The organism is Peptidiphaga gingivicola (assembly GCF_001652275.1).
GTDB classification, from domain to species: domain Bacteria; phylum Actinomycetota; class Actinomycetes; order Actinomycetales; family Actinomycetaceae; genus Peptidiphaga; species Peptidiphaga gingivicola.
In genome coordinates, this window is record NZ_LVZK01000001.1 from 360,323 (window position 1) to 383,500 (window position 23,178).

Below are 23,178 nucleotides of genomic sequence, written 5' to 3' on the forward strand. Positions count from 1 at the left end.
CCAAGCAGTGCACACAACTTCACTTCTTAGCCGCTCGCCCCAAGGCGGCGACGGATTCGCCGAGCGCCCCGGCGACGTCGGTCAGATCCTCGCCCGCTTCGACCTGCGCGAAGGCCTCCAACAGGAGCATGCGGGTGAAGCCCGTCCACATGCGCGGATTCTCCACTCCCAGCTCTTCCCATTGTTCGCGGAGAAAATCGTCGGCCATCGCGTGAATGTCGGCGACGTCCTCGGCGACGGCGGCGCGCTCGCCGCTTGCCCCGTCGGATCGGGCGGGGCGCCCGCGAGCGTGCATGAGGCTCATGAGCCAGCCGTGGGAAGACTCGTTCGACTGCCTGAGGCTGGCGACCGCAAACTGCCGAAGACGGACGACGGGCGGCGCCTCGGCGTCGATCTGCGAGAAGATAGCTTCGCGCCAGCGAGGAATGTAGCGGGCGAGCGTGAGCAGGCGCAGGTCGTCCACCGAATCGACGTACCGGTATATCGAATTGCGGGCGATGCCGACCTCCGCAGCCACGGCCGCGGCCGAAAGGGCGTCGGGGCCCGACTCGCGCAAAAGCCGTTCGGCAGCGTCGACGAGCTTCGTTTTGACGATCTCCCTGTGTTGGCGCACGGTGGGCGCGCTGATCTTCGGCACTGCCATCCCCCTTGGATCACTGCTTCGAGCATAGTCGCCGCCCGCCCCAATCGCACGCTGCGGCCCCGCCGCAGAGACGACGAGGGCCCGGGAGGTCACGCATCCCTCCCGGGCCTCGCGGTGCACGCAAACGCGCACGCGTCAGACTTCACGCACATCGGAGGGGAAGGAGACGTTCCCGACCCGAATGCCTGACGCACGCATCCTGTCTCCCGAGTCTGCGGTGCCGACTGCGCAGCAGCGCAGGCCGACAATTGAATTATACCTGAAATACCTACGTTTTCGAAGGTACTACTTGCCACAGATTAGGGTCATTCTATCCGTCGTTCTCCTTTTCCCACAGCGACGAAGGAAGGTCAGCGCCTCACCTGCCTGCCTTCGCATGTCTCACCGTGTTGAGCAACATGTTGACGGTCGCGGCCGACCGTTTCTCGCCCTCGACCATCACGTTGAGGTACGTTCCGTTGAACTCAACCACGTAAAGATAACGGAAGTCTCCCGATTCGGTTATATGCCTGGCCGCAACGGCGGGGAGCCCGGCGATCGTCGTCTGCCCGAGGTACTCCCCCGAGGCGTCGTCGTCCTCCTTCGACGCCCATTCGTCGGCGAGGTCCTCACCCGAATGGTACTCTTCCTCGTCGCCGACTTCGAAAAGCAGCGACGCCCCGTTCGCCTCTATGCCGATGGCGTCTTCGTCGTCCTCGTCCCGCTCGGTCAGCGTCATCTTGCCCGGCATCGGGAAGGAAATGACGCCGGACGGCGTCTGGAGGTTGTACTGGCCCCCTTTGACGCCCCCTCTGAGTTTTCCGTCGCGGCTGAGAACAGAGAGCTTCTCCTCCTGGGGGTCGCCTCCGGGCTGCGAATCCGAGCGCCCGTCGCCCCCCACGCCGGCGACCATGTCCGAGCCGCCTGAGCCTTGGGGCCCCGCGAAGTTAAACGTCTCCGCCGCCTTGAGCAGCACGTTGAGCTCCTTTTGAGTGGGCGCCACCACCGTGAGATTCCATACTCCGTCTTCGATCCTCAGGAGGTACACCCTGCTGAGATGGCCGACCCTCGTCTTCGCGTCGACGGCCACCGCTTTGACGTTGCCGAGGGACGCCGTCTGGACCGGCCTGACCGACGTCGAACCGCGCGACTGGACGATCTTGGTCAGCTGCTCGGCCGTCGTGTTGGAAACGGCCGTCTCCGTCGGGAAAAGCGAAAGCTTGACGTTCGGGTTCGACGAGCTCTCCACGCCGGCCACCCCCGTTTCCGCGTACGTTCGCTCGAAGACGCGCATCGACGGGCCGACGTTCATCGTCACCCTTCCCGATCCGGTGCCGACCGTGAGCACGCCGTTTGTGACGCTGGCCGAACCGAGGGGAAGGCCCTGCCCCTGGGGCTGGGCCTTCTTCGTCGCAGTCGCGGTGGGAACGGGCGTCGGAGAGGGCGTGGGCGACGCCGTCCGCGTCGGCGCAGCGCTCACCCCGAAGGACATTTCCTTTTTGGGCTCGGAAGCGCACGCGGTCAGGCACATCGCCGCCGCGAACACAACAATCACGAGCCTAGGAAGTCGCATCCTCGACCACCTGGAGAAGAGCCGGAACCTCGGTCTCCGCCTTGCCCGAGTTGACGACCAGCTGGATCATCACCCCGTTGACGTTGACGATGTATATGCGCGAAATCGTGCCGTTGGTGGATTTGACCAGAATGGCGCCGGCGGGATACCCCGCCACCTTCTGGACCTCGGGCACCGTCTTCATATGCTCGATGTCCTTCATCCCGCCGTTCTCGCGCATTTTCGCCAGGATCTGCGTGGGATCCGTCGTGAACCCCTTCCTGTCGATGTAGAAGGAGACGTTGCGCCCGGAATTCTGCTGATCCTCAAAGCCGAGCAGGCCTTCGGCGCTGGGTTTGGAGGGGACGAACCCGTCGGGCATCCTCATGACGATCTTCGCTCCGTTGACGTCCACCGTGTACGTCCGCCCGGACACGGAGGCCTTCAGAGGGTCGACGTGGCGCGAGGCGGCCGTGCTGGGCGAAGTTCTCGATCCCGCATTGACCGGCTTGAGCGCGCGGACGGTTTTGAGGAGCTCGTCGGCGGTGGCGGCGTCGGGGGCGTTGATCGTCGCCGACCACAGGTAACCTTCGAAATCGGCGACGACGACGATCGCCACATACCCGGTTTGGATTGTCGCCTGGGCCGCGACGGCCTTGAAATCCCCCAGATTCTGGATGTCGTAGCGGGCCTCGATGTTTGTGAACTGCTTCGTCCTAAGCGTTGCGGCGACGCTGTCGGCCGAAGGCAGCGACGTCGCGGAGGACAAATGGGAAAACATGAGATTCGTCTTCGAATCGGAGGAAGACGTCAACCCTACGAGCTTGACGTCTTCCTGTTTGGCCCTGCTCACTGCGTAGCCGTTGGGAGCCGTGAAGCCGACCCAGACTTTGCCCGTAAACAGGCGGAATTCCGAACCTTGGATTTCCGCCTCCCCCAAGGTCGCCTTGGGGTCCGTTCCGACCGTCGGGCCATTGCCTTTGGTCGAGTGCGGCGAAGTGGATGAGGGGGTGGGGCCAGCGGAAGTTGAAAGCGAACATGCTGGAAGGGCGATAAGCACAACAACGGCGAAGAAGATTCGCAGTCCTCTCATATGCCCTCCTGGAGACATTCAACTTTACGGCACGATAATAGGCGACCCCACGCCGAAAATCGGCCCTCGGCAAGGGGTAACCCTGCCCATCGCTCCGTTCCTCGGAGCTGGGCGCGCGCTCCGACGACGACGCGATTGGGTGCGACAAGGGGTCAAGGGCCTGGAATGCCACGGCTGCCAGGGGGAAGGCCCCTCGTCGATCGGACAGAATACACATTACCCCGCACTCGCGGTTATTTCAGGGGCGTTCATCCATTGACATTCCACGCTCCAAGTGCTCCTCCCGACGGCGACGGAGCCGCAAATCGAGTCGGCCGGAAGGAGGCGTCAGTGGACCGCCGCGGGCGAACCGCTCGGCGAATCCGTGCCTCCGTGGACCCAGATGTCGGTCGGAAGCTCGCCGGGCATCGAGGGGTTCCCCGTGGCAACGAACGGCCTTTCGCGGTTTCGCAGATAGTCTTGGAGCGCCCCGAAAGCCCATTTACCGAGCATGACGATGGACACAATGTTGATGAGCGCCATTCCCGTCATCGTCAGATCGGCGAAGTTCCAAACGAGTTTGAGCTCGGCGACGGACCCAAGGACGATCGAGACGATGACGATTGCCTTGAGAAGCTTGTCGCCCCACGCTTTGCCCTTCGTGAGAAAGTCCATATTGACCTCAGCGTAGGCAAAGTTGCCGATAACCGAAGAGCCGGCGAAGACGCAGATGAGAACGACCATGACCGGTCCCGCCCACGCCCCCAGCGTGGATTTGAGCGCGGCGATCGTCATGTCGGCGCCGGCGGGGTCGGGAGAGGTCCAGTAGGGCTTGAGCGCCTCGGGGTCGGCGTTGAAGAGGATGAACGCGGTCGCCGAACACACAAGGATTGTGTCGACGAAGACGCCCGCAGACTGGATGAGGCCCTGCTTGGCCGGGTGGGTGACGTGCGCGGTCGACGCCGCATTCGGCGCCGAGCCCTCGCCCGCCTCGTTCGAGAACAGGCCGCGCCTGACTCCGTTCATCATCGCCGCTGTCATCGATCCGGCCAAGCCCCCGAGCGTTTCCCGCAGTCCGAAGGCGTTTTCGACGATCAGGCTGAAGGTCGGGCCGACCTTGTCCAAGTTCATGACCACGACTGCGGCGGCAAGGCCGATGTACACGATCGCCATGAGCGGGGCGACGATCTCCGAGGCCTTTGCCACGGCCTTGAGGCCTCTGTAGACGATCGGCCCGCACAGGACCAGGAGGATTGCGGCCGTGACCCAGGGGTTCACCTCGAACTGGGTCTTGAGCGTGTCGGCGATCGTGTTCGCCTGGACCATCTCGAAGGAGACTCCGAACGAGCAGATGAGGAACAGCGCGAAAACGACCCCCCATTTGCGCGAGCCGAGCCCCCTCTGGATATAGAAGGCCGGGCCTCCGCGGAAGGTGCCGTCGTGCCACCTGATTTTGAACAGCTGGGCGAGAGTGGCCTCGATGAAGGCGGTGGCCATCCCCAAGAAGGCAACGAGCCACATCCAGAAGACCGCGCCGGGCCCGCCCAAAGTGACGGCGATTGCGACGCCGGCGATGTTGCCCGTTCCGACCCGCGAGGCGATGCCGATCGCGAAAGCCTGGAAAGAAGAGATTCCATCGCCGTCGACGTCGCGGGAGTCGAAGACCTGCTTGACCATCTGGCCGAACAGGCGAATCTGCACGAAGCCGGTGCGAATCGTGAAGTAGATTCCCGCTCCGATGAGCATGACGATGAGGATGTGGGTTGTGATCCAGTTATTCGTCGTGGATATGAGCTCGGTCAGCTTGTCCATGCCGCCCTCCTAAAGACCGCCTGCGACGAGGAACGGTCGGCTCGCGCGATTTGAAAACTCAAGAGATATTACTAGAACATTACGCGATTTGAAGAATCCGTTACTAAAAACGACGCAAATCCGCACCGACGGCGACCTTCCCAACCGCCGAACAAGAGAACGCTCGATTCCCTCGTCGAGAAGCCGACTCTTTGGCCGCGTAATTTTATCAAAGAATGAAGCGTCCCGCCTCGACTCCCCCCATGGGTATCATTGCCCATGCGACTACGGTCGTACGACGCGGTACTATAGATGACGTAGTCAGCCACGGTTGATTGCGCGTGTGTGATAAGCCCACGTCAGCCTCCAATTACGACGTGGGCGACGAGGTCGCCGGTCGCCCAGCCGGGACCTCTGCCTCTTGGGTCTGCGCCTCCAATGGACCCGGAGATGAAGTGAGGCCCACCATGGCGGTGGGCCTCACTTTTTTGCTTTTATCCGCGTCTGCGGGACCTGCGGGAGCCTTCGGCAGCCTTTTGCCGCTGATTCGTCTGGAACTCCTCGTCGAGAAGCGTGAGGTCGTCGGCGGTGACGAGCTGGCTCGCCACGGCGTACTCCACGAGCCTCGCACGGCGATAGGTCGCGTGAACGCCCTTCCCCCCGCGCAGTCCGCGCACGCCGAGCCTGTCCAGCTTCTCGCAGACGTTGTCGAGCTTGCGGTTGAAGCGGGTCTGCGTCCATCCGAGACGCTGGGCGGCCTCCTCCGAACGGGGAATGTCGGAGGGGCCGGTCCCCACCCGCCGCAGCCAGTTTTCGGCCAGAGCGAGGATGAGAAGGCGCTGGCTGGGCGTGAGCGTCACCTGCCCCATGGTCGTCTCGCCGACGTCCTCGCGCCCCGTGGACGAGACCTCGTACATCGTGTCGGGAACCGTCATGTCTATCTCATACGTGGTGGGGCCCGCGGTGAAGACGAGGCTCATGTTGGGCACGACGAGCGGAATCTGGCTTCCCGGGCCTATCCAGGATTGGAGCATCCCCGTGGTCTCGGCAACCGTCACGGCGATGCGCGAACCGACGTTGCTGACCCACCACAGGCCGTTGTGCGACTCAATGACGAGGAAGTTTCGGTGGAGAAACGGATTGTCCTCGATCGCCAGGGTGCCGACGCGGCCGATAGTGAACGTGTCTCCCGGATCGATCTTGTAGACCTCGCCGCAGAACTCAATCTCGAGCGCCACGCGCGCCTTCTGTGCGGGTTGGGCGACCGCAACCGAGACCGCCTCGCTTTTAGCATGTTGAGCCATCGATCCTCCTCCGTCTCCGGCATGACCCCAATATGGACCATTGTGTCAGGTATTGCTGTTAAACGGGAACAGAGCCGTCAATGAGAGGTCGGTTATAGTGAGAGATAGGTTACTGTCCCGATGTCACAACGCATGCACTGACCGCCTTTGATTCGTTGGAAACCCCCACCCGCCTGACCTGAACCGTGATGCACGTCTCGACAGGCCTGGCCGCCACGGTCACGCTCGTCTTCTCCGTGGCTTCGACTTTCCCCTCCCCCGCGACGAACGGGGCCTTGTAGAGGTACATGTCGCCGTCGTGCGGGTCGGGATTCTCCCATGTGAACGTCACGCGCCCGTTGCTCACCGTCCCCTTGAGCTTCGTCACGCCCTGAGGCTGCTCCGCTCCCGGATCCATCTTCGTGGTTTCCGAGGCCGAGGGAGAAGGCTTGATGGTTTCGCCCTTGCCGCGGTTCATGAAATAGACCACGCTCAGCGTCACGATGAGGACGACGACGGCCGCGATGGAGAAGCGCGCGACCGGCTTGCGGAGAAAGGCCGCGAACGTCCGTTTGGCGCCGGAGGCCTCGGGCGGCGGGGCGTCCTCAAGTTCGTCGTCGCCGATGGGCGCCCCGTAATACGAGTGGCGGCGGCCCGCGGAGGCGACGTCGGCGCTGTCGACGGCGAAAACGACCCCCGCACCGCGATCGACCTCGATCGAATGCCGACCGACCCGTCGAGGCACGTCGCGCGTGTTCTCGTCGTCGATCGGGGAGATGGTCCGCACCGCCTGGCGTGTGGCGTCCTCGTCGACCGTCGAGGACTCCTGCCATTCCTCCCCCTCGCCCTGAACGTTCATGTCGGTTGGGCGCTGATGGAGCTGCTCGGCCTGAATGAACTGAAGGGCCGTCGCAAACTCCCGCACCGACTGGTAGCGCTGCTTGGGGTCCTTGGCCATGGCCGTGGCCAGGACCCTCTCGAGCTCGTCGGGGGCGTCGGTGCGCCCGGTCTTCGGCAGGGGGGAGCGCAGAACCCGATTGATGACGGCGATCTCCGAATTGTCGCCGTCGACGATTTCGAAGGGCGCGCGCCCGGCGACGAGAGTGTAGATCGTCGCCGCCAGCGAGTAGACGTCGACGGCGGGCGCGGCCTCGCCCTCGCCCGTCGCCTGCTCCGGCGGGGCCCACGGAACGGAGAAGCCCTCGGCCTGAGTCGTATCGCCCATCCGGGTTGCGATTCCGAAGTCCGTGAGCACCGGATGCTGATACGGAGTCATGAGGATGTTCGACGGTTTGATGTCGCGATGGACGATTCCCGCCCTGTGCAAAGTCTCGACCGCGCCTGCGATCTGTATGCCCACTTCGAGGGCGAAGGTCACCGGCAGCGGGCGCATGCGTAAAAGCTTGCCCAGATGCGGCGGAGGGCAATACTCCATGATGAGGTACATGCGGCCGTCTTCGGTCTCCCCGGCGCCGTGCACGGAGACGACTGAGGGATGCGAGCTCATGCGCGCCATGAGGTTGGCTTCCGCGCGGAAAGCCAGCTTCTGCTGCTCGGTCACGCCCCGCCGAAGCACCTTGATGGCGACTTCGCGGTGCGGAACCTGCTGATCGTACAGGTACACGTCGGCGAAGCCGCCGGACCCCAGATAGGACAGGTACCTGGCATTGGGAATCTTCGGCGGTGTGGCGGGGCGTCGGCCGGCCGACATTAGACTCCCGACCTCGGACCGAGCATCTGGATGGTCACACCCTCGCCGATGTCGATGACGTCGCTGACCCTGAGGAAGAATGGCTCGGTCGGGCTGATGCGAATCGGCCGCTCATTCGGACGCAGGACGTAGGTCCCGTTGTTCGAGTTCCTATCGACAAGCCGAACGTCCCAGTTATCGACGCGAATCTCGCAGTGGGTCCGCGAGATCTGCTGATCGGGGCTCGGAACGGGGACGAGGTGGGCGCGCGGGCGCCCGGGCTCCGGGGCGGAAGCCGGCTTGCGGCCGATGATGATGTCGGCGTCCAAGGGCACGTTGAGCCCCGTGGACACCCAGATCTCCCCGAGGGACGGACGAGGGTACCAATTCGGTTCGCCTCCGAGCGGGCCGCTGCATATCCTGCACACCTTCCCGTGGGGCGGGTTGAGATGGCCGTTTTGGCACAGCACGGCCAGGACCATCGCCTGAGGCGACTCCGCCTGGACCCGCTCCTGCTCCTGCGCGCTCTGCTCGCCGACGACGGTCTCCGCATCGTAATCCTCGGCGGAAGCCCCTGCCGCAGCCGCATCCGCGGCGACACTGGGGAAGGAAGGCTCCGGCCGAGCCCCCTGCGCCCCCTCGTTGTCTCGGGGGGCCTCTTCCCGCGGCTGGCCGTCCCAGCCTGCCGGGCCCTCGACGGGCGCTTCCGGTTCTTCGGCGGCGTCGACGGCGTCGCCCGCCGGCTCGGGCGCGGTCGGCTCCTCGGCCGAGGGGGCCTCGTCGGCGACCTCCCAGGGGCGGGGGGTGCGGCGGGCGGGCTCCTCAGCAGGCTCGGCGGATTCTTCCGCCGCATCCGTCGGTTCCTGTTCCGGGCCTTCGGCCGCCTGGACGGGAGAGAACGCGGCCTGGGCCGCGTCTTCGGACTCGTCCAATTGGTCGGCCATGGGGAAGCGGCTTTCGATCGGGAACCGCGGCTGCTCCTCGGGGACGTCCTCCTCGGGCGCCTGATCGCCGACCTCGCCCGCCGACGAGAGGTTCGCGGCGATCTCTTCGAGCTCTTCGGCGGGAATCGCCTCCTCTTCTTCGGTGGCGCCGTCTTCAGCGGCCGGAGTTTGAGCCGCGGGGCCCTCCGCCTCCACGGGGGCGGGCGCCTCGGCCTCAACAGGAGCGGCGTCCTGCCACTCGGTTTTCTCTTCCTCGGCCTGAGGAGTGTGGAAGTCTCCGGGAACAGAGTCGATGAAGAATGGCGCCTCCGCGGACGGCTCGTCCGCTTTCTCCGGAGATCCGGCCGAGGCGACGTCGTCGGCTCCATTGACGGCGTCGAGCGTGGGCTCGTCGAGCGGCATGCGCGTCTTTTCGAGGGCGTCGATCGGGTTGGCGGGAAGGGGGCCCTCCTCCTTGGCCTCGGCCTCGGCGGGCTCCTTCGAAACGTCGGCGGCTTCCTGCACGGCTTGCGGCGCCGGAGCGGCCTCGGCTCCCTGATCGGCAGCCCCGTAGCCGCCGGGGGCCGGCGAAGAGCCCGCGGCGCCGTATGCGGCCGCCTCCTTGGCGCGGGAATCCGCGGCGGCTCCGCGAATCTCGGGGTGCCCGGGCACGAATGCGAGAAGAAGGGCGGAGGTCGCCGCGATGCCGTCGGCGAAGGGCAGCCCCTCCGGTCGGCCGACGCCGGCGCCGGGCCCGGCGTCGAGAACGAGGTCGGCCATTCGGTCAATGAAGGCCTCGTTCCAGGTCGGGGTCTCCATTCCGGTGCCCAGGACGTTTCCGTCTCTGTCGCAGGCGCGGAAGGCCCCGCGAAGCGCGACTCGAAGGTGCTCGCCTTCGGACACCGCGATGGCGAAAGCCGGGATCTGGCGCGACGGGCGCACGCCGAAACCGAGGGCCTCTACAAGCTGCTGGAAGGTCGATCCTGAACGAATGGCCTCCCACAGCCACTCTGCCTGGCTTGGGGTGGCACCCTGAACCATCATGGCTCCGTGAGGCGCGACGACGGCCAGAACGTCGCCGGATTTTGCCTGCGCACGTGTGATGTACATTCCTAACCCCTCCGGGGAACGGTGTCGTCGCCGACTATGCGGCGAGCGGCAGTAACGGTCTCTTCCTCAATATTGCCGCTTGGCAACTGCGGACCACAATCCACGATGTCGACGACGACCACCGTGACGTTGTCCGAGCCGCCGGCGCCCAAGGCTTTCTGGACCAGCGTTTGCGCGGTCTCCTGCGGATCTTCCATGTATCGTGCCACCTCGCTGATCCTCTCGTTCGACACGACGGAGCTCAGGCCGTCCGAGCACAAAACGAAACGGTCTCCCATCGAAAGGGGCACAAGGAAGACGTCCGCCCCCACGTCGCTTCCCGAATGTCCGCCGAGCGCGCGCGTGATGACGTTCCTGCGGCCCCAGTTGTTCCCGTCGGCCACTCCGGCGTCGATGAGCTCCTGGACCTCCGAATGGTCTTTCGTCACCTGGATGAACGCCATTCCCGACAGGTGATAGGTGCGGGAGTCTCCGATGTTGAAGACGCGGGCGTAAGGGAATCCGCCTTCGATGCCGAGGACGAGGCCCGTAAGGGTTGTCCCGGGGATCCCCGTCTCGCTGGCGAGGCCGCGCACCGTCCTCGCTGCCAGGGCGATTCGCTCCTCGAGCTCGCCGGCGCTTACGAAGTCTCTGCCGTCGAGCGAGGCGAATGCGTCCACTGCCGTGCGGGAGGCGACTTCTCCGGCGCTGTGCCCGCCCATCCCGTCGGCCACCACGAACACAGGCGAGGACGCGAAGAGGGAGTCCTCGTTCAGTTCCCGCATTCCTATGTCCGTCGCAAATCCGCAGCGGGCATACGCGTAAGGGATCACTGGAACGTCACCCTCACGCGGCGCCCGCCGAAGACCACGCTCGCGCCGTCGGTGGCGAGCACGGGGTGGTTCGGCTGCACGGGAACCGGCTGGCCGTCCGGCGAGACGACGATGGTTCCGTTGGTCGACCTGAGATCGTCGACCCTGACGCCACCCGGCATGAGGGTGAGCGCAACATGGGTCTTGGAAACCGATTTCTGCAGGTCGGCCACGGGCATCGGCACGGCCGAGGGCCACGACGGGTCGACGACGGGGTTCCTTCCGAGCACCACGGTTCCCCTGAGGACGTGGGTCACGCCGTCGTCGAACATGAGGCGCACGGTGGCGGGCTCGCGGCTGCCGGAAACTCTCTCGATGATTCGGGTTTCGTCGAGGCTTCCCGGTCCGGCCGACGCCGGAGCCTCGGCGGCGCTGCCGGCGGCGGGCGGGGAAACCGCGTGGCGAGGCGAGCGCGTCGAACGCGACTGGCGCGGAGAAGAGTCCGCGACGGGCGGAGAAGCCTCAGCTGCAGGAGAGACCCCGTACTCGTCGAGCTGCTCGGCGATCCGAGCCTGGGCTTGCGCCCGGTTGCTCCTGGCGCGTCTGGACATCCTGCCCTCCTCGGAATCGGGCGGCTGGCTCTGAGGCGCGAATTGGGACGTTTCCGGCGCCGGATAGCCGGGAGCCGAGTATTCGGCGCCGGCGCCCGAAGGAGCATTCTGAGCCGGGGCCTCGTACCGCGGATCGTACGCCGGTTCCGGCGCACTGTAAGCGGACTGCCCGTAGGCCGGTTCCGGCGCACTGTAAGCCGACTGCCCATAGGCCGGCTCCGGCGCACTGTAAGCGGACTGCCCATACGCCGGCGACGGAGCCTGCCGCTGGTCGACGACCCTGGAGAAGCCGGGGCCGACCAACCCGGGCGCCTGCGCGTAGGGATCGGCCGACGGCTCGGCAGCCGACATTCCCGACGGAGCCCCCTGCAAAGGGGCGGCCATCGGCGATCCGGCCGACTGCGCCAGCTGGGCGCTTGCGGCGGAGGGGACGTCGAACTCGTCGTCGTCCTCGATGGGGCGACGCGTGTCGACGTAGATGATGTCTCCGATCCTGTCGAACCACGTGCGCCCGAAGCGGTCGCTCGTGAAGTGAAGGATGAACGGGAGGCCGACGACGAGGGTCGCCAAAGTCACGGCGGCCTCGACGGCATACTTCTGTATTGCGAACGCTCCGGCGTTGCCGCCGTCCCTCATTCGGACGGCCACCACGCCAAGGGACGTCAGCCCTGGAAGAGTCCCTCTCTTGGCGACGTAGTAGCAGTTGCCCGCGATGAAAACGACGATCAGCCCCACGCACGCGACGTAGGGCATCGGCTTTTCGCCAGGCGGTGGGAAATCCGCGTCCACTATCGGTAGAGCCGAGGCTCCTAGCTCGGCCACAACGATGAGAAGGCTGAGGATCCGCGACGTGGTGCGACGCCGCTTGCCCGCTGGCTGATAGAACACCCTCTCATTACTCATGAGTTCCCTCTTTTTCATTAGGTCTCTTGGGAGGATATACCGACCCGGCGGATCCGCGCTCACCCTGTTCATGGGGACCGCTAGCCTTGAACGTCTTCGCCTGCTTCCAGCGACGGCCCCCGCCGGCCCGCGGAGGCTTCGACTTGCGGCGCGCGCCAAAGGATTTCAAGGAAAAACGCGACCTTCTGGTCGAGGCTCGACGGATGACAGACTTCGCCTCCTCAGCGCTTCGCCACGTCGCCGTCAAAGAAGTATCGCCAATATCACCGCTTCCGAAAACTGAGGCGTCGGCCCTGCGGGCCGTTTCTACGATGGGCGCCGAATCGACCTCCGCTTTCCCTGCGGGCGCCTTTTTCCCTGCGGCCCCCTTTTTCCCTGCGGCCCCCTTTTTCCCTGCGGGTGCCTTTTTCCCGGAAAGGGCCTTTGCGACGGCGTCCGTCACGGCGGACGCCTGCTCGCTGCGGGTCATCCGGGCATCGACCGACACCCGCCCGTCGCGAGCGACGTCGAGCACGTCCTCCCACGCTCCGGCGGCCCTCTCGTCGGGACGGCCTTTCGTCCGCCGCCTGCGAGTCCGCAGCGCCTTCGCGGCGAGGACTGCGACGAAGGGGCCGACGATGAGCAGCGTGATTCCCAGCCCCGTCGCGATGTAGAAGAGCCAGCGGGAGACCCCTGCATCCTCGTCTTTCTTGCGGTCGTCGTCGTTTTGGTTGGTGGGGGTCAGCTCGACCGGCTGATCGAGAGGATCGGGCGGCTGGATCACGATGGGCCGGGGGTTCGGCTTCGGTTTGGGCTCTTGAGTCTGCAGCTTCTTGTCTCGAGGCGGAGTCGGGTCGAACATTACCCATCCGTATCCGTCGAAGTTGATCTCGACCCACACGTGGGCGTCGCGGCCCTTGATGTTGATCGTTCCGTCCTTGTGAGAGTCGGGATAGAAGCCCATGACGACGCGGGCGGGCATTCCCGCCGACCTCGCCATGAGAGCCATGGCGACGGCGTACTGTTCGTCGTCGCCCTGCATGTACTCGGCCTCCAGAAAGGCCTGGATCCTCTGATTCCTGTGCCCCGGGCGCGAGGGAGACTGCTCGCCGCCCGCGTAGAACCCGTTGTTCTTCAGGTGCTGCTCGATTGCGCGGGCCTGCTGAATCGGGCTCATCGTCCCCTTGAGGATCTTCTGGGTCTTCGCGGCGACGGCGTTGGGCACGTTCGTATTCTCCTCCATCGGCACCGCCCCGAAGGCGTGGCCTTCGAGCTGCCTGTCCGACGGGGCGGGCCGGACGAGGTCGACGATCCGGTACGAGTCCCCGTCCCTCAGAGGAGTGACGGTCAAGGCCGTCTGCTCGGACGGCGAGTAGTAGAGGTCGTCTTGGAGCTTCTTAGCCCGATCGCCCGCGAATTTCAGGTGCGTGAGAAGGCCTCCTCCCGGAACCCATACGCCCGAGTATTTGCCCACCGAAATCGAAAGCTTGCTGGGACGGGACTTGGCGGGCGGGTTCTCCAGAGAGACGTCCGGACCGATGCGCCGGAAGCCCTTCTTCGGGTCCGTCGAGACGTTGTAGACGATCCCGTCGTAGACGTCGAGTGTGGCCAGGCGCACTCGCTCGTCCTTCTTCAGCCCGCTGACGGAGAAAAGGGTCTCGCTCGCATGCTGGTCGTTGTACGAGCGGAAATCAGACAGAGGCGACGGATACTCGCGCACGTTGAGCGGCGGGACGACGTGGTCGCGCACGGCGTACCGCGCCTGAGAGTCCGTGAGCGCGGGGGCGAACACGAGCGCCGCCACGGCGCCCGCCCCCGCGAGCGCAAAGGCCCCGTTCCGGCGACGTCGGCTCGCCTTCTCCCCCGCCTCCGCGGCGGAGACCGCCACAACTCTGCGCCTTTCGATGACGCGCGAACACCAGACGAGGCCGATCAGGCCTACGGTCACCCCAATCCACCGGGCCAGAGGCGCCTGCCTCGAGCCGAAGAGGATTCCCAGGATCACGACCAGCCCGACGGGAATGACGCCCCATTCGGGCCGCGAAGCGCGCAGCGCCAGCGAGCCGCATATGAGCGCCGCAACGAGGCACGCGAGGTAGGGCAGGACGGTCGGCCCCACGAAGGCCGCCGCGGGCGGAGTGAGCGTGAGGAGGTCCTTCCACCCCTTGATGGTCTGCACCATGAGCATCTGCAGGACCTCGGAATTCGGCAGCCAGCCCGCGGCGGCCACGGGCCGCAAAGCGATCGCCCCGCCGAACAGCAGGTAGCACGCGACGCCGAAAACGGCCGTGAGCCACGGCGTGAGCCGGGCCGCGTAGCCGGCCCAGGCGACGGCCACGCCCACGGCGATGCCGCCGACGGCGGCGACGTATCCGCTGAGGTCGCCGAAAACCGGCCCCCACGTCATGCTCGCGGCGACGAGCATGACGACGAGGACGCCGAGGTCCATGTAGCGCAGACGGTTTGCGGGCATCAGGTCACCGCCTTGCGCAGCGCCAGGGGCAGATCGTCCAGCCGGGGGACGGTCACCAGCGGCAGGCCCGCGATGAGCGAGCGCGCCGTTTTGCCCAGCTCGTCTGCCCGCAGCGCGAATGTGCGGGCGTTGACGGGGAGGATCGCATAGCCGCTGTGGATTTCGGCGACGTCGACGAGGGAACCCGTGACCAATGCGATGACGCTGGCGTTGGGGGTCTTGTCCATTGCGACTCGGGCAAGGTCGCGCAGTCGGACGACGCCGGGGCGGGCGTCCAGAAGGGTCAGACCGTCGAGGAAGGGCCTGGGAGAACTGGTCGGAAGCGGGCCGAGCTGGCTGACGAAGCTCAGCTCCCTGCGCTCGCGCAGGACCGCCGCCCCGATCGAGGCGGCCACGCTGACGCCGAGTTCGTACTCGCTTTCCGAGGCCCAGGATCTGGCGTCGTCGTCGAAGACGATGAGCAGGTGGGCCCTCCGGGTCTCCTCGAATTGGCGGACCATGAGCTTGCCGATGCGCGCAGTCGTCTTCCAGTGGACGTTGCGCCGATCGTCGCCCGGAATGTAGTCGCGCAGGGCGTGGAAGGCGACGTCGTTGGAGGAAAGGTCGTGGGTCGCGGCGCCCTCGATGTCGCGGATGAACCCTATGGAAGACGAGCCCACGTTGACGGTTTTGGGGTGGACGTAGAGGTCTTGGCGTTCCACCCACACCTGTTCGCGGCGCAGCAGGCCGAGCCCGTCGCCGCGCACGGATCTGACCGGCCCGACCGGGATCACCCCCCGCCGATGCGTCGGAATCGTGAAGATCTCGTTGAACGCGCGGTCTCCCGAGAGGATCGGGACCCCGAATTGCGCGACAGTGGCGCCCACGGGCACCTCGACGACCGACGACGGACAGGGCCTGGCCGCCGTGTTGGCGACCGTCAGCTCTCCGACGGCGGTTTCACCCGAGACGACGCGGCTGGAGGCGAGCGTCAGATCGACCTTGTAGGAGACCTTTCCTATCGTCCACGCCACGGCGACTATCCACGCGACGCCCAAGAGCACGGCCAGGCAGACGAGCTCCATCCAGTGGCGCTGGCGGCCGTAGTGCCAGGCGAGAATCGCCAAGACGAGCACGGCCCAGCCGAAACCGGTGACGACCCTGAGCACGGGGATCGCGCGGCGGACTCCGGGCAGCCCGGATGCCCGCTCGCCCAGCCGGCGCAGCGCGTCCGCGGCGGACGCGGCGGCGCGCCGCAGGCGGGAAGCTCCCGCTCGGAGGGGACGGCGAGCCCCCGATTCCTTCACATGCAGAAAGGCCATTCTATTTGCGCAACGTCGGCGCGGGCACCTCTTCCAGGGCGCGCTCGACGACCGCCTCTCTGGTCGCTCCCGCGAACTCGGCGTCGGGATCGAGGACGAGCCTGTGATCCCACACGACGTGTGCGAGGGCCTTGACGTCGTCGGGAAGAACGTAGTTCCGGCCCTGCGAGAGGGCCCACACGCGGGCGGCGCGAACCATCGAGATCGCGCCGCGCGTGGAGACTCCGACCCGCACGTCCTTCGACGCGCGGGTGGCCTCGACGAGATTCTGGACGTAACCGAGCACCGCTTCGCTGGCGAAGTTGTTCGCAGCCCTGCGGGACATCTCATCGACCGCGCTGGTCGAAATCACCGGAGGGAGGTCCTTCGAACGGTCCGGCGAGGCCGCGCCCTTGAGGATCTCCACTCCCGCCGCGCTCTGGGGGTATCCGACGGAGGTCTTGACGAGGAAGCGATCGAGCTGCGCCTCGGGCAGCGGGTAGGTTCCGGCCTGCTCCACGGGATTCTGCGTGGCGATAACCATGAAGGGGCGGCCGGTCTCGTGGGCCACGCCGTCGACCGTCACGCGGGACTCTTCCATGACCTCCAAGAGGGCGGACTGGGTTTTGGGCGAGGCGCGGTTGATCTCGTCGGCGAGCACGATCGAGGCGAAGATCGGCCCCTTGTGGAAGTTCCATTCGCCGGTTTTCTGGTCGTAGATCGTCACGCCCGTGATGTCGGACGGAAGAAGGTCCGGGGTGAATTGGATGCGCGAGTGCGTGCCTTGCACAGTGGCCGCGATCGACCTGGCGAGAGCCGTTTTACCGGTCCCCGGAGCGTCTTCGAGAAGCAGGTGGCCCCCCGCGAACATCGTTGTGAGGGCGAGGCGAATGACGTCGTCCTTGCCCAGAAGCGCGCGGCCGACGTTGCTGACGATCCTCCCGAACGTCTCCGCGAACCACGCGGCGTTCTGCTCGGTCACCTGTTCTTGTTGTTGAGTCATGTTCTTCCTGTCGATCTTTCTCGCGCTTTCTCACGCCCGCGGCGTTCGGAACGCGACGGCCTCGGGCGGCAGAGCGAGGGCCTCCCGGGGGAGGCGCCCGCCCAGCGCGCCTCCCGGATCGGAGCGCCAGGCGACGGAGTACATGCCCACGCGCTCGCCCGGCATGAGGTCGTTGCAGCGCTCGTCGCTGTCGATCTCCTGCGGGGAGGACTGGCTGACCCTGATGCAGTACCTGACCGGCCTCATCCCGACGTCGTCGATCTTCACCGAGTTCTTCGAGAAATCGACGGACTTCGACTTCTTGATGCCGCTTCCCGTTATGGTGTATTCGCCGGAGGACCCGTTGTGCGAGCCTCCGCTCCACGTGCAGACGACGTCGTCGTCGCCGGGCTCCTCCCAACCGCAGGAGAACGCGTCCGGCGGCGTCGGCCTGCCGTAGGGCACGACGGCGTTGGACGAGGAGACGAGGCTCGTGCGGTTCTCCGAGACGGTGCGGGCACGGAACTGAAGCTTGACGCTTTGTCCGTTGGGCAGCCCGCGAACGATCTGGCCCCCGCCGTTGATCCGGTTCCAGGAGCCTCCGCCGTTGGTCGAATACTCGTAGACGAGCTCGGATTCGCGCCAGCCGTTGGTCGCCGATCCGCGGGGCGCATTCGTGATGCTCACCTCGCCCGAGGTTCCCGTCGCCTCGATGCGGCCTCCCGCAGGGGCGCTGAGCGACCCCAGGATCCGAACGGACCCGGCGCTTGCCGCCGTGGACGAGTTCGGGTTCTTGCTGTTGTAGGCCGTGACGGTGAAGCTCACGGGCTGGCTCGAGTAGCCGATGTCCATGACCACGGAATTCTTGTTGCCCGCGACTGTCACGCTCTCGCCCGTGCTGGCCTGCACGGTGTAGGACTCGATCGGCCTGCCGTTGCTCGGCGCGCTCGTCCAGCGAACGGTCGCCTGGCCCCTGCCGTCACTGCCTGACTTGTTGACCGACGTGTTCTCGACGCTCGCCGAGAAGGCGCCTGGGCGGCCGAAGGGCGTGACGGGCGCCGAGGGCGCGGACGGCTCGGATTGCCCCTGCCTGTTCGTCGCCACAAGGGTCGCTTGAACCGACGTCCCGTTGGGGACGCGGACGGTCGCCGACGTCGCGCCCGGAGCAAGCTGCACGGACTGCCCGGGGGCGACGTTGAGCGTGAGGGCCGTCACCGGGCTGCCGTCGGAAGACACGCGGTTCCACGAGAAAGTCACGCTGCCGTCGCCGGGAGTCGCCGTCAGGCCCGCCGGCCGGTTCGGCACGATGTCCATGAGCACGGGCGCAGACCGCGTAGGCGTCGAAGCGCCGACCGCGTTGTAGGCCGTGACCTCGAATACGTGGTCGATGCCGAGAGTCCGCCCGTCCAGCTGGCATTGGGTGACCGCGCCGCAGTGCTTCTCATCGCCCTGCGTGACGTCGCGGACCACGACGTCGGTCACGGGCGAGCCGTTGAAGTCGATGACCTTCCACATGACCGTCGCGGAGTTCTTGTTCGTCACACGTGCGCCGAGGATCTGCACCGGAGACGGCTTGCCCAAGACCGAGAGCTTGAACTGGCCGCGCACCGACCTTTCGGGCAGCCCCGTGGCGTCCATAAGCTGGTAGGAGACGTAGATCTCCCCCGTCACGTCGTGCGGAATCGACACGGAGACGACGGTTCCCGACGAGGAGGCCTTGACTCCCCCGACCTTGCTCGAAACCGTCGGTTGGCCGGCTATCGACAGGGGCTTGTCCGGGAAGGGGTTGACGGCGAACTTGGACACGTCGACCTTCGCCGTGGTCCCCGCCTTCACGGTCTCTTCGTAGGAGGCGACCTGGATGAGCGGTCTGTCCGTCTTGACGATCGTCACGGGAACCTGGCCCTTGACCGAATTGTGCCCGTCGTCGATGGACACCTCCACGGCCCCGGCCGAGCCCGGCTGCGACTCGGCGTCGGCCTTGACCGAGAGCACGGACCCGGAGACCTTGGCGTCGATCCCCTTCGGAGCCTTGACCACCTTGTACGTGAAGTCCTTCGGATCGTCGCCTCGGTCCTGGTCGGTCGTCATCGCCGCCAGGTTCGCCGAAACGGGCTTCGTCGATCCGGCCTCCACCTGCACGGGCGTAGGCGTGAACTCCGGCGGACGGTTGCCGGACGGCTTGACCTCGACCGGAAGCTGCAGGGTCCTCACCAGGCCGCTGCCGTCGTTGCGGTCCTTTCCGTCCGTGACCTCGAGGGTGATCATCGTCGGGCCGGAGAAGTCCGACTGCGATGTGAAGGTGATCGTCCGCTCGTCCGTGTAGAGGGGGTCGCCGTTCCATCCGACCGAGGCGGCCACCTTGCTGGGGTCGGTCATGATGACGGACCTGCCCGAGCGCGTGAGGATGTAATCGTTGATTTTGATCTTCTTCGGCTTTCCGGCCTCGGCGACGATCGTCTTCGACGTGTCGACGACGGGCTCGGTCTGCCTGGCCGGGGGCACGCGCACGACGGCGGCCGATTCCATCCCCGTCGAATCCTTGACCTTGTAGAGGACGATCCGCGCCTTGTCGGAGGTCTTGATGGTCAGGGACTTGTCGGAATTGACGGTCACGCCCTCGTCGTCGGATTCGACCTTCTCGTCGTAGACGTCGCCGTCGGGGTCGGTGTCGTTGGCGAGCACGTCGACCCTCACCTTGTCCTTGCCGAAGGCCTTGTCCCGACTCACCGAGTCATCGCGGGCGATGGGCGCCAGCGCGGGGGCGTCGGGCGAGACGTTGACCGTCAGCAGGCCCTCCGCGAATCCGCCCCTGCCGTCGGTTATCCGGTAGGAGACGGGATAGGAACCCGCCGTTTTGGGCGTTTTGACGATGACCTCGTTGCGGCGCTCGGAGACTTTGAGGCCCTTGGCCCTGCTCTTGGCCGAACCGGCCACGAGCTTCGGCGTGTCGCCGCTGTCGGGGTCCGAGTCGTTCTGCGTCACGGGCACCGACACCTTCGTCCCGGGCCGCACCCGAACCTGGTCGGCAACCGCGTTGGGCGGTTGGTTGGTCTTGGGCGCCGGAACCACGCCCACGCGCACCCTGGCCGTCGCCGTCTTGCCGTACGTGTCGCGCACGATGTACTGGAAGCTGTCGGTTCCGGGCTTGCCCGCCGTGTACTTCAGAGAGTCGCCGCCGACCTCCGCCAGGCCGAGCTTCGGCGATTCGCCCGGGCCGACCAGCTCGACCGAATCGCCCTCGGGGTCGATCCCGTCGAGCGGGACCGTTATGTTCAGCTTCTCGCCGACGACGGCGCGGGCCGTGATGTTCTTCGGTATGGGCGGGCTGTCCTTCTCGGCGTCGGCGGCCGTGACGGTGATGTTGACGGTGGCCGACTCCGTGTGGCCCAGAGAGTCTTGGACCGTGTACACGACCTTCACCGAGCCGGGCTTCTTCCCCGCCCTGAAGCGAACGACGTTGTCGGAGAGGAAGACCTCCCCCTGATCCTTCTGGGCGTTCGACTGCAGGTTCGGCAGCACGGTCATCTTGAGGTTGCCGGGGGACCTGTCGTTCGCCAGCACGCGCACCGATCCGACGTCTCCGGCCCGGACGACGAGCTGGTCGTCGGCGAGCACGGGCGGCGCCTGTGCGTCCGCGGCGGGCACGGGAATGACCTTGACCCGGCCGGTCGCCGTCTGGCTTCCGTTGGAGACGGTGTAGGTGAAGGTTTCGGGGGCGTCCAGCCCGGCCGGCGCGCTGACCCTCGCATGTTCGTGGTTGTACGGAGAGACGACGAGCTTGGACCCCGGCTCAGTCTGGACGGACTGGAGCGTGAGGACGCCGCCGCCGGGATCCGAGTCGTTGCTCAGCACGTCGACGAGGCTCTGGCCTCCGGCGGGCAGCATCGCAATGTCGTTCTCGGCGATCGGCGTCGAGTTGGCGTCGCGCTCGACAGCTTCGACGCGGATGATCCCCATCGACGACGTCGGCCCGTCAGAGACGAAGTACGTCTGGTAGTAGGTGCCCGGCTTGGACGCGGAGACCGTCACGGTGCTCTGATCCGAGGAGGCCTTGGCGGTCAGGCCTTGGGGGCTCGGGCCGAGGCTCACGAGCTTGAGCGAGTCGCCGTTGGCGTCCGTGTCGTTGGCCAGCGGGTCCACCGTGGTCGATTCGCCGGCCACGACGCGCACGAGGTCGCCGTTGGCCCTGGGAGGCTGATTGACGCCGTCGGTCACTTCGACGACGACGGAGCCGTTTGTGTCCGCCTGTCCGTCCGAGACGACGAGGTTGACGTTGCGCACGCCCGCGCCCTGGCCGAGGTCGGAGATGGAGACGGAGCCGGTCTCCCGGAACGAGGCGTTCAGCCCTTTCGTTCCGGCGGCGCTCTTGAGGTAGATCTGGTCGCCGTCGGGATCGATCCAATCCCCGAGCACCTGGAGGGTCGTCGTGCCGCCGGAGGAGAGCTTGGCGCTCGTATTGATCCTTTGCACGGGCGGGGCGTTCTGACTGAACGGGTGGACGGAGACGTTCACCGTCGCGGTCGCCTTGCCGCCGCGCCCGTCGTCGGCCTCGTACGTGAAGGACGTCGATCCGGTCGCCCCTTCGGGCACGTCGATCTGCAAAGCCTGCCCGTTGCGCCCCGGCCGGACCGTGCCGAAGGACGGCTGGCTGAGGGCTTTGACCGTCAGGATGTCCCCGTCCTCGTCGTTGTCGTTGAAGGTCACGGGCAGCGTCGTTGAGCGCCCGGGCCGCACGCCGAAGGAGTCGTTCTCCGCCTTCGGCGGGTGGTTCTCGTCCGTCCTGTTGGGGTCTTGCTGCTGGGTGTTGAGGTCGGAGCTGTCTTCCTTCTTGTCGTCGTCGACGTCTTCGCTTTGGTTGATATTGTTCCAGTCGTTGACCAGAACCATGTCTTTGTCGGGGAGCCACACGTTGCCGTTGGCCACGTCGTTGAGGACGATGATTTTCCTGTTTGTGCGGAAGCGCACGCTCTTGCTCGCCTCGAGTTTCTCGGCGGGGCGCGAGACGTCGTCGGCGTTGCCGTCGCAGTCTCGCACAAAACGGCCGGTGTTGGCCCACGCCGCGTAGGCGCACCCCTGGTGGAGCACCGGAGGGGCCGCGCTTCCCCGCGCGTTCGGGTTGTCCGGGTCGGCGGCCTTCTGCGTGACGGCGCCGTCGTCGAGGGAAACGCGATACAGCGACGTCGATGAGGCAACGAGCACGTCCGAGGAGTTCGGCCCGGGCTCTTGCAGGCGCAGACCGTTGCTGTCGCCGAGCGAGACGAGCTTGCCGTCGGGAAGCAGGAGCTTGCCCGAGTCGGGGTCGAGCACCACGGGCTTGTCCCCGACCGAGCTGATCTGAAGCCCCTTGACCGAGGCGAGCTCGTCCGGGAACTTGTGCTCGATCCGCGTGAAAGCCGAGCCCTCGGCCTGCATCGTGCGCAGAACCTTCTCCTTGGCCGAGACGACGTGGACGGACCCGTCCTTGCCTACGGCCATCGTTCCGTCCTCGACGCCTTCGGTCGTCGGCTCCGCGGCCTCGGGTGAGAAGCCGGGAAGCGACTTGAAGCCCGTCGTCCAGACCTTTCCGGCCTTGGAGTCGATGAGCCCGATCGTGCCGCCGCCCAGCCCGACGCCGTCGACCGTTCCGAGTTGCTGCTCTGTGCCGATGAGGGACTTGGCCGGATCGACCGCCGCAAGCGTCCCGGCTTCCATGTTGCGATAGAGAACCGTGTCCTCTTCTTGGAGCACGTCGAATTTGTCGGTTTTCGTCCTGTCGGAGGCGTCGATCGATTGTGAGGGGTAATTCACATGGCCTAGCGTGCGTGAGCTCTGGTTCGTGACCCACACGCCGCCGTCGTTCAAGGAGAGCTCGGCTCTGTCGATGCCCTGGGACGCGGCGATGGCCGCTCCGTAGGCGAGAAGGATTGCAGCAGTCGCCCCGGTTGAGACCAGACGCTGGGTACGTTTCGAAAGCCCGCGACGGCGGGGCCTCGGGGCATCGCGTGTCAGATCGCGCGTCAGGTCGCGTGAACGCGGCAAAGACATCCTTTTACCTCCTATTGGATGTTCCGCACGTGGGTGGCGTGTGGGAGGAACCCGCGCACGGCTGAGGCACTCCGCCCTCTTCGATTATT

Annotated in this window: 13 protein-coding genes; all 13 read right to left on the reverse strand. The window is 66.1% G+C overall.

All coding sequences use genetic code 11. From position 1 onward, the window contains the following. Positions 1 to 19 precede the first annotated feature (19 nt). Positions 20 to 637 (reverse strand): TetR family transcriptional regulator, encoded by a 618-nt coding sequence (locus A4H34_RS01510; RefSeq protein ID WP_064231639.1) that lies wholly within the window; start codon positions 635 to 637, stop codon positions 20 to 22. A gap of 364 nt (positions 638 to 1,001) precedes the next feature. Further along, a complete protein-coding gene (locus tag A4H34_RS01515) occupies positions 1,002 to 2,177 on the reverse strand; it encodes a hypothetical protein (RefSeq protein ID WP_156510206.1) in 1,176 nt (391 codons plus the stop codon). 4 nt (positions 2,178 to 2,181) lie between these two features. After that, the gene (locus tag A4H34_RS01520) at positions 2,182 to 3,267 is read right to left on the reverse strand and encodes a hypothetical protein (protein WP_064230839.1); all 1,086 of its coding nucleotides are present in this window, start codon (positions 3,265 to 3,267) and stop codon (positions 2,182 to 2,184) included. Between the two features lie 327 nt (positions 3,268 to 3,594). Further along, the gene (locus tag A4H34_RS01525; RefSeq protein ID WP_064230840.1) at positions 3,595 to 5,058 is read right to left on the reverse strand and encodes an alanine/glycine:cation symporter family protein; all 1,464 of its coding nucleotides are present in this window, start codon (positions 5,056 to 5,058) and stop codon (positions 3,595 to 3,597) included. A 473-nt stretch (positions 5,059 to 5,531) separates the two neighbouring features. Continuing rightward, the gene (locus tag A4H34_RS01530; RefSeq protein WP_009198222.1) at positions 5,532 to 6,341 is read right to left on the reverse strand and encodes a hypothetical protein; all 810 of its coding nucleotides are present in this window, start codon (positions 6,339 to 6,341) and stop codon (positions 5,532 to 5,534) included. A gap of 109 nt (positions 6,342 to 6,450) precedes the next feature. After that, positions 6,451 to 8,031, reverse strand: a complete 1,581-nt coding sequence (locus A4H34_RS01535; RefSeq protein WP_009198221.1) for a serine/threonine-protein kinase — start codon at positions 8,029 to 8,031, stop codon at positions 6,451 to 6,453. Then, a complete protein-coding gene (locus tag A4H34_RS01540) occupies positions 8,031 to 10,043 on the reverse strand; it encodes an FHA domain-containing protein (protein ID WP_064230841.1) in 2,013 nt (670 codons plus the stop codon). Before A4H34_RS01540 ends, A4H34_RS01535 begins: the two co-directional genes overlap by 1 nt. 2 nt (positions 10,044 to 10,045) lie before the next feature. Continuing rightward, positions 10,046 to 10,807, reverse strand: a complete 762-nt coding sequence (locus A4H34_RS01545; RefSeq protein WP_009198218.1) for a PP2C family protein-serine/threonine phosphatase — start codon at positions 10,805 to 10,807, stop codon at positions 10,046 to 10,048. Between the two features lie 44 nt (positions 10,808 to 10,851). Then, positions 10,852 to 12,348, reverse strand: a complete 1,497-nt coding sequence (locus A4H34_RS01550; RefSeq protein ID WP_197480388.1) for an FHA domain-containing protein — start codon at positions 12,346 to 12,348, stop codon at positions 10,852 to 10,854. Further along, entirely contained in the window at positions 12,341 to 14,800 is a 2,460-nt protein-coding gene (locus tag A4H34_RS01555) for a transglutaminase-like domain-containing protein (RefSeq protein ID WP_064230843.1), read from the reverse strand. The genes A4H34_RS01550 and A4H34_RS01555 overlap by 8 nt, the downstream gene beginning before the upstream one ends. Continuing rightward, positions 14,800 to 16,086 (reverse strand): DUF58 domain-containing protein, encoded by a 1,287-nt coding sequence (locus A4H34_RS01560; RefSeq protein WP_138587122.1) that lies wholly within the window; start codon positions 16,084 to 16,086, stop codon positions 14,800 to 14,802. The genes A4H34_RS01555 and A4H34_RS01560 overlap by 1 nt, the downstream gene beginning before the upstream one ends. A gap of 16 nt (positions 16,087 to 16,102) precedes the next feature. Further along, positions 16,103 to 17,083: an AAA family ATPase gene (locus A4H34_RS01565; RefSeq protein ID WP_064230844.1), complete on the reverse strand. Its 981-nt coding sequence runs from the start codon at positions 17,081 to 17,083 to the stop codon at positions 16,103 to 16,105. A gap of 30 nt (positions 17,084 to 17,113) precedes the next feature. Next, positions 17,114 to 23,083, reverse strand: coding sequence for an Ig-like domain-containing protein (locus A4H34_RS01570; RefSeq protein ID WP_197480389.1), 5,970 nt, complete (start codon positions 23,081 to 23,083; stop codon positions 17,114 to 17,116). Positions 23,084 to 23,178: the final 95 nt, after the last annotated feature.